General features: G+C 60.6%; 12 protein-coding genes. 3 read left to right on the top strand and 9 right to left on the bottom strand.

Going from position 1 to position 16070, the window contains the following annotated elements:
• Positions 1-80: 80 nt before the first annotated feature.
• From leuB to leuC, 4 genes are all read right to left on the bottom strand, one after another.
• On the bottom strand, positions 81-1163 hold the full coding sequence (gene leuB, locus ACIOWE_RS23735; protein ID WP_003226430.1) for a 3-isopropylmalate dehydrogenase: 1083 nt from the start codon (positions 1161-1163) through the stop codon (positions 81-83).
• Positions 1164-1218: 55 nt separating this feature from the next.
• On the bottom strand, positions 1219-1986 hold the full coding sequence (locus ACIOWE_RS23730; RefSeq protein WP_401396523.1) for a class I SAM-dependent methyltransferase: 768 nt from the start codon (positions 1984-1986) through the stop codon (positions 1219-1221).
• 135 nt (positions 1987-2121) lie between these two features.
• Positions 2122-2766 carry a 3-isopropylmalate dehydratase small subunit gene (gene leuD / locus ACIOWE_RS23725; protein ID WP_401396520.1) on the bottom strand — a complete coding sequence of 215 codons (645 nt, stop codon included), beginning with the start codon at positions 2764-2766 and terminating at the stop codon, positions 2122-2124.
• A gap of 11 nt (positions 2767-2777) precedes the next feature.
• The gene (gene leuC / locus ACIOWE_RS23720; RefSeq protein ID WP_016984527.1) at positions 2778-4196 is read right to left on the bottom strand and encodes a 3-isopropylmalate dehydratase large subunit; all 1419 of its coding nucleotides are present in this window, start codon (positions 4194-4196) and stop codon (positions 2778-2780) included.
• A 140-nt stretch (positions 4197-4336) separates the two neighbouring features.
• Here leuC and ACIOWE_RS23715 point away from each other — a divergent pair, with 140 nt between their 5' ends.
• The 3 genes from ACIOWE_RS23715 (at position 4337) to ACIOWE_RS23705 (ending at position 10351) form a co-directional block, all read left to right on the top strand.
• A complete protein-coding gene (locus ACIOWE_RS23715) occupies positions 4337-5227 on the top strand; it encodes a LysR family transcriptional regulator (protein ID WP_201239074.1) in 891 nt (296 codons plus the stop codon).
• Positions 5228-5296: 69 nt separating this feature from the next.
• Positions 5297-8575: a PAS domain S-box protein gene (locus ACIOWE_RS23710; protein ID WP_401396516.1), complete on the top strand. Its 3279-nt coding sequence runs from the start codon at positions 5297-5299 to the stop codon at positions 8573-8575.
• A gap of 84 nt (positions 8576-8659) precedes the next feature.
• Positions 8660-10351 (top strand): Hsp70 family protein, encoded by a 1692-nt coding sequence (locus tag ACIOWE_RS23705; protein ID WP_401396513.1) that lies wholly within the window; start codon positions 8660-8662, stop codon positions 10349-10351.
• Here ACIOWE_RS23705 and ACIOWE_RS23700 read toward each other — a convergent pair.
• The 5 genes from ACIOWE_RS23700 to ACIOWE_RS23680 form a co-directional block, all read right to left on the bottom strand.
• Positions 10348-13044 (bottom strand): DUF805 domain-containing protein, encoded by a 2697-nt coding sequence (locus tag ACIOWE_RS23700; RefSeq protein ID WP_401396511.1) that lies wholly within the window; start codon positions 13042-13044, stop codon positions 10348-10350. The two genes, ACIOWE_RS23705 and ACIOWE_RS23700, sit on opposite strands and share 4 nt — an antisense overlap.
• Entirely contained in the window at positions 13041-13736 is a 696-nt protein-coding gene (locus ACIOWE_RS23695; RefSeq protein ID WP_401396509.1) for a DUF1266 domain-containing protein, read from the bottom strand. Before ACIOWE_RS23695 ends, ACIOWE_RS23700 begins: the two co-directional genes overlap by 4 nt.
• Positions 13737-13922: 186 nt before the next feature.
• A complete protein-coding gene (locus tag ACIOWE_RS23690) occupies positions 13923-14369 on the bottom strand; it encodes an Hsp20 family protein (protein WP_166219861.1) in 447 nt (148 codons plus the stop codon).
• Positions 14370-14490: 121 nt separating this feature from the next.
• Complete coding sequence (locus ACIOWE_RS23685; protein ID WP_401396505.1) at positions 14491-15450, bottom strand: tRNA dihydrouridine synthase; 960 nt, start codon at positions 15448-15450, stop codon at positions 14491-14493.
• Between the two features lie 163 nt (positions 15451-15613).
• Positions 15614-16063 carry a thioesterase family protein gene (locus ACIOWE_RS23680; RefSeq protein WP_201239080.1) on the bottom strand — a complete coding sequence of 150 codons (450 nt, stop codon included), beginning with the start codon at positions 16061-16063 and terminating at the stop codon, positions 15614-15616.
• Between the last annotated feature and the right edge of the window lie 7 nt (positions 16064-16070).

The raw sequence follows: 16070 nt of genomic DNA, 5'->3' as shown, positions 1-16070 counted from the left end.
CCTACACGTTTCATCGCAACTACACCTTCTTGAAAAGTGGGCCGCTGCTTTGTATTGAATTTCGCAGCGGGCCCGAGAGATTACAGATTCCGCAGCGCGGCGACTACTGCGTCGCCCATTTCCTGCGTACCGACTTTAGTGCAACCGGCCGAATAGATGTCGCCCGTGCGCAGACCCTGATCGAGTACGACGCTGACGGCTTTTTCAATGGCATCGGCCGCGTCGTGCAGATTGAAGCTGTAACGCAGCATCATCGACACCGACAGAATCGTTGCCAGCGGGTTGGCAATGCCTTTACCAGCAATGTCCGGAGCCGAACCGTGGCAAGGCTCATACATGCCCTTGTTGTTCGAATCCAGCGAGGCCGACGGCAGCATGCCAATGGAACCGGTGAGCATCGACGCTTCGTCGGACAGGATGTCGCCGAACATGTTGTCGGTAACGATCACGTCGAACTGCTTCGGTGCGCGCACCAGTTGCATGGCGGCGTTATCGACGTACATGTGGCTCAGTTCGACTTCTGGATAGTCTTTCGCCACTTGCTCGACCACTTCACGCCACAGCTGGCTGGAGGCGAGGACGTTGGCCTTGTCCACCGAGCAGAGCTTCTTGCCACGGACCATGGCCATGTCGAAACCGACACGGGCAATACGGCGGATTTCGCTTTCGCTGTACGGCAGGGTGTCGTAGGACTGACGCTCGCCGTTTTCCAGGGTACGGGTACCACGTGGTGCGCCGAAGTAGATGCCGCCGGTCAGCTCACGGACGATCAGGATGTCCAGGCCGGCGACGATTTCCGGCTTGAGGCTGGAAGCATCGGCCAGTTGTGGATACAGAATCGCCGGACGCAGGTTGCCGAACAGGCCCAGTTGCGCACGGATTTTCAGCAGACCACGCTCAGGGCGGATGTCACGCTCAATGGTGTCCCACTTCGGGCCGCCGACGGCGCCCAGCAGTACCGCATCGGCAGCGCGGGCGCGGTCGAGGGTTTCGTCGGCCAGCGGCACGCCGTGCTTGTCGATGGCGGCGCCACCGATCACGTCATGGCTCAGCTCGAAGCCCAGGCTGTACTTGTCGTTGGCCAGTTCCAGCACCTTGACCGCTTCGGCCATGATTTCCGGACCAATACCGTCGCCTGGGAGAATCAGAATCTGCTTGCTCATGCTTTCCTCGTGTCTTCAGTCGGTGCGCCGTTTACTGGCACTCCCGGAAAAATTCTTATCGCTCAGCCATCAGTACGATCACATCTGTACTGAACGAGCCGTCGGCATCAATCTCAAAATATTCGCGTACTTCATTGCCCATCGAGCGCTGCAATTCGCGGATTGCCGCACGCATCACTTCGGGTGTGCGCATGCGCTCGACCCAACTGCTGTATTCCAGGCGCAGACGCTGCCGCGTGGTGCTGCGGGTATGCAGCCCGGCCTCGCTGACCTGACGCAACCACTCGCCAGCGGAATAATCGCGCACATGGCTGGTATCGCGCAGCACTTCGACGCTTTGCAGGTAAGTGTCGAACAACGGGCTGCCCGGTGACAACACGTCAACGAACGCTGCCACGCCACCCGGTTTCAACACCCGGCGCACTTCACGCAGGGCCACACCAAGATCGCTCCAGTGATGTGCCGAATAACGGCTGAACACAAAATCAAACTCGCCATCGGCAAACGGCAGACGCTCGGCGGCGCCGTTGACGGTGGAAATGTTGCTGAAGCCGCGATCTACGGCGGCAGCAGCGACCACGTCGAGCATTTGCTGCGACAGGTCGTAGGCGACCACTTCCCTGACCAGCGGTGCGACATGGAAACTCACATGACCGGCGCCGCAACCCAGGTCCAGCACGCGAGCCTCGCCCTGCCCGGCCAGTTCGGCCTGTAGCAGCGCAAATTCGGTGCCCTGAGCGTGAACGGCGCTGCTCAGGTAGGCGGCGGCCTGTTCACCGAATTGCTTTTGTACGACCTGAGTGTGCTGGGCGGTGCTGGTCATGGTCACATCCTGCATTTGTGTTGTTTCAGCGGCCGTCTTCGCGAGCAGGCTCGCTCCCACAGGAGAATGTATTTCAAGTGTGGGAGCGAGCCTGCTCGCGAAGAGGCCGGCCTTGACTGCATCAATCTCGAATCATTATGCGTCGCGGAACAACCACGGCTGGCTCACGCGGTGTTTGGCCTCAAACGTCGCAATCGCATCGCCGTCCTGCAAGGTCAGGCCGATATCGTCCAGACCGTTCAACAGGCAGTGCTTGCGGAACGCATCGATCTCGAAGCGGTAAACCTTGCCATTCGGGCTGGTCACGGTCTGTTCGTGCAGATCGACCTGCAATTGATAGCCCGGCTCGGCTTCAACTTGCTTGAACAACTCATCGACTTCAGCGTCGCTCAGGATGATTGGCAGCAAGCCGTTCTTGAAGCTGTTGTTGAAGAAGATGTCGGCGTAGCTCGGCGCGATGATGCTGCGGAAACCGTATTCTTCCAGCGCCCATGGCGCGTGTTCACGGCTGGAGCCGCAACCAAAGTTCTCGCGGGCCAGCAACACGCTGGCGCCCTGGTAACGCTCGGCGTTGAGGACGAAGTCCTTGTTCAGCGGACGCTTGGAGTTGTCCTGATACGGCTGGCCGACATCGAGGTAACGCCACTCGTCGAACAGGTTCGGGCCGAAACCGGTGCGTTTGATCGACTTCAAGAACTGCTTTGGAATGATCTGGTCGGTGTCGACGTTGGCACGATCCAAAGGCGCGACAAGACCAGTGTGCTGGGTAAAAGCTTTCATGCTGCGCTCCTTTAGATCAATTCACGGACGTCGATGAAACGACCATTCACCGCTGCCGCAGCAGCCATGGCCGGGCTGACGAGGTGGGTACGGCCACCGGCGCCCTGACGGCCTTCGAAGTTACGGTTGGAGGTCGAGGCGCAGTGTTCGCCGGACTCCAAACGGTCCGGGTTCATCGCCAGGCACATCGAGCAACCCGGCTCACGCCATTCAAAACCGGCTTCGAGGAAAATCTTGTCCAGTCCTTCGGCTTCCGCCTGCGCCTTTACCAGGCCCGAGCCCGGCACGACGATCGCTTGCTTGATGGTCGAAGCGACTTTGCGGCCCTTGGCGATAACGGCTGCAGCGCGCAGGTCTTCGATCCGCGAGTTGGTGCAGGAACCGATGAACACGCGATCCAGTTGAATATCGGTGATCGCCTGATTGGCGGTCAAACCCATGTACTTCAAGGCGCGGACGATCGAGTCGCGTTTGACCAGATCCATCTCTTTGGCCGGGTCCGGCACGTTCTGATCAACGGCCAATACCATTTCCGGGGAAGTGCCCCAGCTGACTTGCGGCTTGATCTGCGCGGCGTCGAGTTCGACGACGGTGTCGAACTTGGCATCAGCGTCGGAGACCAGGTCTTTCCAGGCCTCGACGGCCATGTCCCACTCCGCGCCTTTCGGTGCGAACGGACGACCCTTCACATAGTCGACAGTCTTCTGATCCGCTGCCACCAGGCCAACGCGGGCGCCGGCTTCGATGGACATGTTGCAGATGGTCATGCGGCCTTCGACGGACAAGTCGCGGATCGCGCTGCCTGCGAATTCGATGGCATGGCCGTTACCGCCGGCGGTGCCGATCTTGCCGATCACCGCGAGGACGATGTCCTTGGCGGTCACGCCGAACGGCAATTGCCCTTCAACGCGCACCAGCATGTTTTTCATTTTCTTGGCAACCAGGCACTGAGTGGCAAGCACGTGCTCGACCTCGGAGGTGCCGATACCGTGCGCCAAGGCACCGAATGCGCCGTGGGTCGAGGTGTGCGAGTCGCCGCAGACCACGGTCATGCCCGGCAAGGTTGCGCCCTGCTCCGGGCTGATCACGTGAACGATGCCCTGGCGGACGTCGTTCATCTTGAATTCGACGATGCCGTATTCATCGCAGTTGTCATCGAGAGTCTGCACCTGCAAACGCGAGACCTGGTCGGCGATGGCTTCGATGCCGCCCTTGCGCTCTGGCGTGGTCGGTACGTTGTGGTCCGGGGTCGCGATGTTGGCATCGATGCGCCAAGGCTTGCGCCCGGCCAGACGCAGGCCTTCGAAGGCTTGCGGCGAGGTCACTTCGTGAATGATGTGACGATCGATGTAGATCAGTGCAGAGCCATCGTCGCGCTGCTTGACCAAATGCGAATCCCAGAGCTTGTCGTAGAGCGTTTTGCCGGCCATCAGACGGTTCCTCATCAGCTTGTTTCTATGCCCTGGGCTTATCAATAACCCTTTGGCTTGTGAGGCCGATCCTATGGGGTTAGATTAAATAACTCAAATTCATATTTTTTATGCTTTGGATAACCAACTGGAATACGAACATGGATCTGGCCAACCTCAACGCTTTTATCGCGATTGCCGAGACAGGCAGCTTCTCCGGCGCCGGCGAAAGACTGCACCTGACGCAACCGGCAATCAGCAAACGCATCGCCGGACTGGAGCAACAACTGAAGGTGCGCCTGTTCGATCGCCTGGGCCGTGAAGTCGGCCTGACCGAAGCCGGCCGCGCCCTGCTGCCACGGGCTTATCAGATTCTCAACGTGCTGGATGACACTCGCCGGGCGCTGACCAATCTGACCGGTGAAGTCAGCGGCCGGCTGACGCTGGCCACCAGTCACCACATCGGCCTGCACCGTTTGCCACCCTTGTTAAGGGAGTTCACCCGCCGCTACCCACAAGTCGCGCTGGATATTCAGTTCCTCGATTCGGAAGTGGCCTACGAGGAAATTCTCCACGGCCGTGCGGAGCTGGCGGTGATTACCCTCGCGCCGGAACCGCACACGCTGGTCAAAGCCACGCCGGTGTGGGACGACCCGCTGGATTTCGTCGTCGCTCCCGAGCATTCGCTGATCAGCAATGGTGCCGTCAGTCTGGCGGACATTGCCGGTCATCCGGCGGTTTTCCCCGGCGGCAACACATTTACACACCATATTGTCCAACGCTTGTTCGAGGCCCAGGGACTGACGCCGAACATCGCCATGAGCACCAACTATCTGGAAACCATCAAGATGATGGTCTCGATTGGCCTGGCCTGGAGCGTGTTGCCGCGCACCATGCTCGATGATCAGGTGGCAAGCATCGCATTGCCGGGCATACAGCTCAGTCGCCAGCTAGGCTATATCGTGCACACCGAACGGACGCTATCGAATGCGGCAAGAGCGTTTATGGCCTTGCTGGATGCTCAAATCGATCTGCCAGGGACTCTGGGCTAACTTGTGCTACTCCTATAGAGCCGCTGTCCCTGTGCCGAAAATGCCACCACCGCTCAAGGCCTGTTAACGATGCCAAAATCTGTTGACCGAATTCCGCCGATGCCGCGCATTCAAGCCATTGACCCGCGACGTTCCGAGCAGAGCTGGGAGAGCGCGCCGCAATTGCTCGCCGCGCTCAACGGTGCGCGGCTCGGCGCCTGGTATTGGGACATCGAGCGCGGGCAGATCAGTTGGTCACGGGGCACCCAGGCATTATTCGGCTTCGATCCACGCCAGCCGCTGCCGGAAGATCTCGAATACCTCGATTTGCTGCCGCCGGAAGACCGCGCAAAAACCGTCCGCGCCTTCCATGCGGTGATTGCCGGCGCGCCGCTGGAACAGGCGATGCATCACCGCATCCGCTGGCCCGACGGCAGCCTGCATTGGCTGGAGATCAACGGCAGCCTGCTCCCGGACAAAAACGGCCGCCCCCGAATGATCGGGGTGATTCGCGAAATCACCCACCAGCGTCAACGCGAACAGGCCTTGAGCAGCTCGGAGAAACGTTTCGCCACACTGTTTCACCTGTGCCCGAACATGGTCTTGCTCACTCGCCAGGAAGACGGCCTGATCAGCGAAGCCAATCAGTATTTCGAAAGCCTGTTCGGCTGGCCGGTACAGAGCGCGATTGGCCGCACCACCCTGGAACTGGGCCTGTGGGTGCACCCCGAGCAACGCGCCGAACTGGTCAAGAAGACCAAGGCCAAGGGCGAACTGATCAGCATGGAAGTGCAGTTTCGCGCCAGCAACGGGCAGATTCATGACGGCATTCTCAGCGCGCAAAAGGTCGAACTCGAAGGCCAGCCGTATCTGCTCAGCACTTTCCTCGACACCACCGAGCGCAAAGCCGCCGAACACGCCCTGAAAGACAGTCAGGAACGCCTCGATCTGGCGCTGGATTCGGCGCAACTGGGCACCTGGGACTGGCACATCCCCAGCGGCATGCTCTACGGCTCGGCACGCGCCGCGCAGTTGCACGGGCTGGAACCGAAACCGTTCCATGAATCCTTCGACGAGTTTTTCGAGGGCGTGCCCGGCGAAGAGCGCGACAGCATGCGTGACGCCTATCGCAGCCTGCGCGAAGGCCCGGCGGGCAATTATCAGCTGACGTATCGCGTGCAATTGCCAGATGGCAGCTCACGCTATCTGGAAAGCCGCGCGCGCCTCTATCGCGACGACAACGGCGCGCCGCTGCGCATGGCCGGTACGCTGCTGGACATCACCGATCAGGTCGAGCGCGAACAGCGGCTGGTGGCGTCCGAGGAGAAATTTGCCACGCTGTTCCAGGTCAGCCCCGACCCGATCTGCGTCACACGGCAGGACAGCGGCGAGTTCATCGAAATCAACTCAAGCTTCACCCAGACTTTCGGCTGGAGCGCCGCCGACGTGATCGGCCGCACCGCCGAAGACATCGGCCTGTGGGACGCTTCGGCGAAAAGCCTGCAACGGATCGAACGGGTGATCCGCGAACAAGGCCTGAGCAATGTCGCGATCATCGTCCAGCACAAGGACGGCCAGTCGCTGACCTGCGTGATTTCCAGCCGACAGATCAGCGTCGGCAATCAGCCCTGCATCGTCACCACCCTGCGCGACATCACGCAGCAGCAACGCTCGGAAGCGGCGCTGAAGGCCAGCGAAGAGAAATTCGCCAAGGCGTTTCACTCAAGCCCCGACGCGATCACCATCACCGAACGCGATACCGGACGCTATCTGGAGGTCAACGACGGTTTCTGTCGCCTCACCGGCTATCGCGCCGATGAGGTGGTCGGCAAAACCGTGTATCAGGTCGGCATCTGGGCCGAGGAAAAACAACGCTCGGCGTTGCTCGCCGAACTGCAGATCAAGGGCCGCGTGCACCATCAGGAAATGCTCGGGCGCAACAAGCGCGGGGAATTGCTGACGGTGGAAGTTTCGGTCGAGCCGATCACCCTGAATGAAACGGCGTGCCTGCTGCTGACCGCTCGCGACGTCAGCCTGCTGAAAAACGCCGAGGCGCAAATCCGCCATCTGGCTTACCACGATCCGCTGACCAACCTGCCCAACCGCGCACTGCTGATGGATCGCCTGAGCCAGCAGATCGCCCTGCTCAAGCGCCACAACCTGCGCGGTGCGCTGCTGTTTCTCGATCTCGACCATTTCAAACACATCAACGATTCGCTGGGCCACCCGGTCGGCGACACGGTACTGAAGATCATCACCGCACGGCTCGAAGCCAGCGTGCGCATGGAAGATACCGTTGCGCGGCTGGGCGGCGATGAATTCGTGGTGTTGCTCAGCGGCCTGGAAGGCTCACGCAACGAAGTCAGCGTCCAGGTCCGCGAATTGGCCGACACCATCCGTGAATTGCTCTCGGAGCCGATGTTCCTCGACGGTCAACGCCTGCAAGTGACGCCGAGCATCGGCGTGGCGCTGATCCCCGATCACGGTTCGACCCCGACCGACCTGCTCAAGCGTGCCGACATCGCCCTGTACCGGGCCAAGGATTCCGGGCGCAACACCACGCAGATGTACCACAACACCATGCAGAAAGCGGCCAGCGAGCGGCTGCGCATGGAAACCGATTTGCGCCTGGCCCTGTCTCGCGGCGAATTCAAAGTGCACTTCCAGCCACAAGTCGACGCACGGGGCAATCGCATCATTGGCGCCGAGGCCCTGGTGCGCTGGAATCACCCGGAACTCGGCGCGCAATCGCCGACTGAATTCATCAAGGTGCTGGAGGACAGCGGCCTGATTCTGGAAGTGGGTACCTGGATCCTCGACGAAGCCTGCGAGGCGTTCAAACAGCTGATCGCCGCCGACCTGATCGACCCATTCGACTTCAGCCTGTGCGTGAACATCAGTCCGCGACAGTTCCGCCAGAACGACTTCGTCGAACGCATCGAACGCAGCATGACCAGCCACGGCCTGCCCTGCTCACTGCTGAAACTGGAAATCACCGAAGGCATCGTCATTCAGAATCTGGAAGACACCATCAACAAGATGCGTCGCCTGAAAAAACTCGGCGTGAGTTTCGCCATGGACGATTTCGGTACAGGTTATTCATCGCTGACTTACCTCAAGCGCTTGCCGGTGGACACGCTGAAAATCGACCAGTCGTTTATCCGCGACGCAACCACCGACCCGAACGACGCGGAGATCATCCGTGCGATCGTCGCCATGGCCCGCAGCCTCGAACTCGAAGTGATTGCCGAAGGCGTGGAAACCCCGGAGCAGTTGGCCTTCCTGCAAGGTCTGGGTTGCCACTTGTATCAGGGCTATCTGCACAGCCGCCCATTACCGCTGGAGGGTCTGAAAAAGCTGCTGCCGTGACGCGCAACTTGCAACAGAGGCGCAATTGCCAGGGTTGGCGGCAACCTGTAGGGTCGCGTTTTTTGCGCCGTTTCGAGATCAGTCATGCAGGATGCAACCCTTCCCCGCCCAGCCCTGCTGGGCATCGACCTTGGCACCACCAACAGCTTGATCGCCGTCTGGCAGGACGGTCAGGCGCGGTTGATCCCCAACGCCCTCGGCGATGTGCTGACCCCCTCGGTGGTCAGCCTCGATGAAGACGACACGATTCTGGTGGGCAAGGCTGCCCGCGCAAGACTGACCACGCACCCGGACCGCACCGCCGCTGCTTTCAAACGGTTCATGGGCAGCGACAAACAAGTCGAACTCGGCAGTCGCCCGTTCAGCCCTGAGGAGCTTTCGGCTTTGGTGCTCCGCTCACTCAAGCAGGACGCCGAAGCCTTTCTTGGCCACCCGGTCTCGGAAGCGGTGATTTCCGTACCGGCGTACTTCAGTGACGAGCAACGTAAACGCACCCTATTTGCCGCTGAACTGGCCGGACTGTCCGTCACGCGCCTGATCAACGAGCCGACTGCCGCGGCCATGGCTTATGGGCTGCATGAGCAGAAATTCGAACGCACGCTGATCTTCGATCTGGGCGGCGGCACTTTCGATGTCACGGTGCTGGAATACGCGCTGCCGCTTATCGAGGTGCATGCGTCCACCGGCGATAACTTTCTCGGCGGCGAAGACTTCACCGCCGCGCTGCTGCAGGCCTGCCTCAACGACTGGCAACTGACGCCGTCGATGGTCGACGCGCAAGGCATGGCCAGCCTTGGCGATGCGCTGGAACAGCTCAAGTGCAAACTGGGTGAAGGCAAACAACAACTGAGCTGGCGACATGCCGGGCAGACATTCGAATGGTCACTGGATGAAGCCGCTGCGGTGAGAATCTGGGAGCCCCTGCTCGGTCGCTTGCGCGCGCCTATCGAACAAGCCCTGCGTGATGCGCGACTCAAGCCGCGCGACCTCGACAGCCTGGTGCTGGTCGGTGGCGCCACGCGGATGCCGGCGGTGCAGCAATTGGTCGCCACGCTGTTTGGGCGCCTGCCCTATCGACATCTTGATCCCGACACGATTGTCGCGCTCGGCGCGGCGACACAAGCGGCCTGCAAGGCACGCGATGGCGCCGTGGAAGAGTTGATTCTGACTGACGTCTGCCCCTACACGCTGGGCATCGAGACCCTGCGCGGCAAAGGTGTCGAAGGCGCTTTTTCGCCGATCATCGAGCGCAACACCGTCATTCCGACGTCACGGGTAGAGCGCTATTACACGACGCATCCGCGCCAGGAAAAAATCCGCATTGCGGTGTATCAGGGCGAACGGCCGTGGGTACGCGACAACATTTTCATCGACGCTTTCGATGTCGCGCTGATGCCCACCGATCACATCCAGCAACTGGATGTACGCTTCAGTTACGACATCAATGGCCTGCTCGAAGTTGACGTGACGCTGCTGGAAACACGTGCGCGGCACAGCCACAGCATCGACCGCAGCCCCACCGGGCTCGACGAACAGGCACGAAAAAACAGCCATGACCGGCTCGCCACGCTCAAGGTCCACCCGCGCGATGCCTTGCCCAACCGCACGTTGCTGGCGCGGCTGGAACGTGCGTGGATGCAGAGCCTCGGCGACGAACGCGAGCAAATTGCCGAATGGCTGTACAGCTTCACGCGCGTGCTCGGTGACCAGCAATCGGCAGAGATCGCCAGCCACCGCACACAGCTCAACGACGCGCTGGATGAATGGCGCCTCTAGCCGATGAGCCGGCGCAAAGCGGCCTGCAAGCCACCGGACAACGGGTCTTCACGGAAACTCTCCGGTGGTACGCCATAGCGGTTGGGCAGTTTCTCCCCGGGAAAACCGAACAGCAGCAACGGCAGAAACGGCAGAACCGGGGTCAGACCCGCGAGAATCAGAAAGGTCGGCAAACCTCGGCCCATGTCATGCAGGCGTCGCAATATGGCGCTGAGCAACAGCGCCACTGCCAGCACCAGCACAACACCGGCGGAAAACATTGAGCCGCTGAACAATCCCAGCAGCGGCGTGAGCAGCACGATGCCGATCACCTGCCCGACAAATGCCTCACGCCCCAGCCGTGTGCCCAACCGCCAGAACGCGGTAGCCGGGGCCGCACGCGTGTCAGCCTTTGCCAGCAGCAACCGTTCCGACCACGACAGCAAGGCACTGAAGGCAAACCGCGAACCGAGCCCGTTCTGCGTATCGTCCTTGGCTCGCTGAAGGCGCATCAGGGTTTTCTGCCGTGGCACGCCAGCGTTGCCGTACTGCACCAGATCCTTGAGCACATCCAGAGCCAGGTAAAACCCATCGACGTCGTTGACGCCTTCATCCTCGAGCGCCTGACGTGGCGGTCGCGTCGGCTCGCCCTTGATCAAGCTGTGGCGGAAGCCGTCGAACCAATCCTGGGGATTGACGATTTCGGTGATCCTGTCGAGCAGGAAGCGCCGCTGTTTGGCGTCAAACAATCCGCAGTGATAGAACACTGCCGTCAGGAGCATCCGCCCTAACAGGTCATCATCGAACGCACTCAGATCGCTGCGCATGCACTCGAATAGGCGGTCATTGCTCAACAAGCGCAGGCTGTCGAGTGCTTCCTGCACACCGCACATTTCCCGTGCGAGCAGCGCATGCACCGGATCCTCGGTTTGCAGGAAACCGAGCAGACCCTCGCAGTTACCTTGCTCACGCAGCAATCGCTGCAACAGCGGCTGCAAGCGGCTGAGTGGGTGCGACGGGTTGAAAGCCAATTGCTCCAACAGCGCCGCGTCGGTCAGTGACAAGCAACGTTCCGGTTGCCCGAGCAAGGCCAGCAACAATACGGTTTGCGCATGCCATTGCCACAGCGCCTCTCCTGCCCCCGACGGCGGCAACAGCACGTCGCGCTGACTCAGTTGCAGCAACAACGCCAGTTCCGACAGATCGGTGCTGGCGCGCGAATCATTCAGTTTGAAGTCTTCGCCAATGCGCTCGAGGGCGGCGCGGCTGTACGGGCGCAAGCGACGTAACCAGAGGCGGCAGAGGCTGTGCGGCGGATCTTCTTTCAGGGCGTCGGGCAGTGCTGGCGAATCCGCGCCTGCATCGACCCAGGCGTTCATCGCCAATGGGATCGGCGCTTGGGTCAGCCAGCGCACATGCTGTTCGGCCTGATACTTGAATCCACTCAGCACCAGCGCCTCGAGAGCATCCACCGGCTGGGGTTCGTCGAGCATCTGCTGCAACAACGGCACGTCACCGCGATGAAGCGCCCAGGCATGCCGGTACAGTCGTTGCAATCTGGCGTCGTCATGACTGCCAAGCAACAGTGGCAATAACGGCAGCTCATCGTCGTGCATACGCCAATCGACAAAAGCCTTGGCCAATCCTTGCAGCTCGATGCGACCGATGCCCAACCAGCGCGTCAGGGTTTCGGGGCGCTGTGAGGGGCTGCCATATTGTTGGCTGACGTGGCCCGGATCACTCGGCCAGGCAGTGAACGGCAGCCCACAATCAAAGGCCTGAATCAGCAAGGGCAGCACGTCCGGTTGGCGCTCTGCACACAACGCCATCAAATGGCTTTCGGCCTTTGGATGACGATGTTCCTGCCAGAGCCGAATCCAGCACGGCAACGCCTGATCATCCAGCCCCGACAGACTGCTCTGGCAGGCCAGCAAGTACAGCCAGTCGACATCGTCGGGGTTTGCCGCCTGCTGCTCGACACATATCTGCAACAGGCCGGGTCCAGCGATGCCCGCCTGAACGAACTGGGTCAACAGGCGCTTGCTGTACGCGTCGTCGCTGGGCAATGCCTGGCACGTGTGCTGACTGGCGAAGTCGGCGAACTCATCGAGCGGGCGCTGGGCGAAGATGAAGTCGAGGCTGCGCGCATACCAAAGCGATTCGATCTGCACCGCCTCGGGCCAGGTGTTCATCAGGGTCGTGTCGAACGGATCGCCCGTCTTCAGCCGTTGCAGAAAGGCTTCCACAGACTGCGCGTCAGCAAACGACAGATCCAGCAGTTGCTGGTCCCAAGCCATGCGCCGGGCCAGCAGATTCGCGCAACGATAAGACAACGGTCCAGCGTCGGCCAGCCGATGGTACAAACCCCAACTGAGGTCTTCGAGGGCCTCCAGGGACAATTGATCGAGTGATCGGACAAACGCCTGCCAAGCGTTGAAGTCGAAGCGCCGCGCGCGGTCGTCCAGTAACTCGCAAAAATCCACGAAGGCCTGCGGCACCTCGACAACGGCGGGTTCCGGCTCTTCGAACACCTCCGGCTCTTCTTCCTCTTCATCACGCGCCAGCCGCAGGGCGTTTTCGTAAGCCATGCGCAGCGCTTGAAAACCTTGCGGATCGGTCTCTGGATGATGCGCCGGCAGGCGGGCCCGGTATGCATCGCGAATCAGGGTTTCGTCGGTAGTGGGCTCGATGCCCAGATGAATCCAGCAACTCATGACCAGTCGAACTCCTTGAGCGATTCGGGACGTTGCGACAGATCCAGTTCTATCTGCCAGGGCAAGTCAGCGAGGAACTGCGGGATGTTCCGGTCGAGTCCACGGGCAATCAGCAGGTTGTGCGAACTCTGCCCCTGGCGATCCAGTTCGAACGCCAGCTCATCGTCAGACTTGCTCAGGCATGACCAGAAGGTGCGGCCGACCAGGAAGCCATTGAAGTAAGCCATCCAACTGCCGTAATGGTATTGCGCTCTGACGGCCAGACGACTGTGCAGCCAATTACTCTCGGCCAGATCGATCCACTGGTTACGCACCGCGCAACGCAGGAGAAACCCCATCCGCCCGTAGTCCCAGGACAAGATGCCACCCGGGCCACAGCTGCCAAAAGTGCGACTGGCAAACTCATGCAGAATGCGTTCACGGGGCTCCAGCCTGTCGAGCAAGGCTCGCCACTCGCTCGGCAGACGACGCTGCCACGCCAGATAGGCCTCTGCGAGGTGCGTGGCATGGCCGTGGTCGGCCATGCGCTCGATCATGTCGAACAACTGCTGCCGGTTGTCGATGCCCCAGCTGTCCTTCAGATCAATGTAGTCGTCGTCGCAGAACGCCGGATCGTCATACCCGGCTCCAGGATTGAGCGCCGCCATTGGCGCAGACAGGGCGCACAGCCAGCGCTGTTGAATCTCGTCCATGAAAAAGGCTCCAGGCCGACCGATAAGGAATGGGGTCGGCAAAACTGCGCGGATTGTAAAGAGCCGGGACAGCAGCGGCAAACACTGCATCGGGTTTTCCTGCGCGCACAAAAAAGGCCCCGACGTATCGGGGCCTTTGTTCTGCAGATCAGTCGCTGTTCAGACGTGTGTTCGTCTGCCAGTGACTCAGTGCTGCAGAGCCGGTTTCTGCGTCCCGTTGATCGGGATGCGTTTGGCTTTCGCTTCTTCCGGGATCACCCGCAACAGGTCGATGCTCAGCAGACCGTTACTGAGGTCGGCGGCCTTGATCTCGATGTGATCGGCCAGACGGAAGGACAGCTTGAAAGCACGCTGGGCGATGCCCTGATGCAGGAAGGTCACACCTTCGTTGGCATCACGTTTGCCGCCACTGATGGTCAGCACACCCTTCTCGACTTGCAGGTCCAGGTCTTCTTCCTGGAAACCGGCAGCGGCTACGACGATACGGTATTGATCGTCACCGTGTTTTTCGACGTTGTAGGGTGGATAGGTGCTGCCTGGCTCATTGCGCAAGGCGGTTTCGAACAGGTCGTTGAAACGGTCGAAACCTACCGAGGAACGGAACAGTGGCGCGAGGGAAAATGCAGTACTCATGGTTCAAATCTCCTGAAAACAATCAGCAAGGTTTTCTGTCTCCGCGACCCGAATTCGGCATCGCGTAACCCTTAGATAGGGACCGCTGAAATGTTTTCAAGAGACTGTTTGCAGATTTTTTTCAGGCCGCTTCGGCAACCGGCAGACCGAGCAGACGCGAGACCTGATCCGGTTCCGTCTCGCGGCGCAGGACGGTGAACAGCTCGGTGGCTTCGGGATAATTGCGCGTCAGCATGGCCAGCCATTGCTTCAGACGACCCGGCGATTGGCGGACGGTCATCTGCGCCTTGGCCTGTAACCAGAAGTCCTGAATCAGCGGCAGCAGCTCGGCCCAGGTCATCTCGACGACCTCTTCGCCAGCGCGTGCGGCAGCGATCTGTTTGGCCAGATCGGGTCGTGAGACCAGACCGCGACCGAGCATGATGTCTTCGACGCCGCTGATTTCACGGCAACGGCGCCAGTCTTCGACACTCCAGATATCACCGTTGGCGAACACCGGCACCTTGACCACATCCTGCACACGTGGAATCCACTCCCAGTGCGCCGGCGGTTTGTAGCCATCCATTTTGGTCCGTGCGTGAACCACGATGTGTTCGGCGCCGCCCTCGGCCAGCGCCGTTGCGCAGACCAGCGAACCGTCCGGGCTGTCGAAGCCCAGGCGCATCTTCGCGGTGACCGGAATGTGCGCCGGTACGGCACGCCGCACGTGCTCGACGATCTGATTGAGCAGCTCGGGCTCCTTGAGCAGGACCGCGCCGCCACGAGACTTGTTGACGGTCTTGGCCGGGCAGCCGAAGTTGAGGTCGATCACTTCAGAGCCGAGTTCGCATGCAAGCGCCGCGTTTTCCGCCAGGCACACCGGGTCGGAACCGAGCAATTGCACACGCAGCGGCACACCGGATCGGGTGCGGGCGCCGTTGAGCAGCTCCGGGCCGAACTTGTGGAAGTAAGCCGGCGTGAGCAATTGATCGTTGACCCGGATGAATTCGGTCACGCACCAATCGATGCCGCCAACGCGGGTCAGCACGTCGCGCAGGATGTCGTCGACCAACCCTTCCATGGGCGCCAGAGCAATTTGCATGGGGAAAACACTACTTGAGGAAAAAACGTGCGGCAGTTTACTGGATTACGAGAAAAACCGCAGATCCCTTGTAGGAGTGAGCCTGCTCGCGATAGCGATGTGTCAGTGAGGCCTGTTTTGGCTGACACACCGCTATCGCGAGCAGGCTCACTCCTACATTAGTTTAGATTTGGGCAGATTCTGAGGGCTGGATCGCGGGGCCGTAGCCTTCGATGAATTCGGCCGGCATGCGCTTGGGTTTGCCGGTGGACAATTCGATGCAGACAAACGTGGTTTGTGCACGCAGCAGCGTGGCGTTGTCGCTTGGACGCTTGAGCTGGAAATGCCGGGTCATTTTCAGACGCTGGTCCCAATCGACGATCCAGGTCGCCAACTGCAGCTCGTCGCCTTCATAGGCAGCGGCCAGATAATCGATTTCGTGGCGCACCACCGCCATCGCCCGATCCAGGCGCCGGTACTCGACCAGATCCAGCCCCAGACGCTGCGAATGCCGCCAGGCGCAGCGTTCGAGCCAGGTCACGTAGACCGCGTTGTTTGCGTGGCCCAGCCCGTCGATGTCCTCGGCGCCCACTTGCAGATCAATGGTAAACGGCGTTGCCCGATCCCAGCCCATGCCCCAC

This window comes from Pseudomonas sp. NPDC087598, assembly GCF_044743525.1.
In the GTDB taxonomy this organism is placed as follows: Bacteria; Pseudomonadota; Gammaproteobacteria; order Pseudomonadales; family Pseudomonadaceae; genus Aquipseudomonas.
The sequence above is the reverse complement of the archived record's forward strand: the minus strand, read 5'-3'. Positions and strand labels throughout refer to the sequence as shown.